Source organism: Belnapia sp. AC561, from assembly GCF_979252845.1.
The window spans coordinates 1-251 of the sequence record NZ_CEEDBP010000360.1; the positions used below are offsets into that span (position 1 = coordinate 1).

1 protein-coding gene is annotated in these 251 nt (G+C 64.1%); it reads right to left on the reverse strand.

All coding sequences use genetic code 11. The annotated features are described in order from the left end of the window. The coding region (locus AC0IW9_RS31430) for an MFS transporter (RefSeq protein WP_471652207.1) at nucleotides 1-251 on the reverse strand (251 nt) is incomplete at both ends.

Consider the following 251-nt stretch of genomic DNA (forward strand, 5'->3'; position numbering starts at 1 on the left):
GGAAATAGGTCGCGGCCGCATAGGCGACCTTGCCGTCATAGCCGAGGTCGGGCGACTGGAAGGTCAGGAAGCAGCTGATGCCGACAGGCAGCGCGGTCCAGAGCAGATAGGGGCGGAATTTGCCCCAGCGCGTCTGGGTGCGATCGGCCATGATCCCGATCAGCGGATCGGAGATGGCGTCGAAGATGCGCAGCGAGACGAAGATGATGCCGACGACCGCAGGCGCCAGCCCGAACACGTCGGTGTAGTAG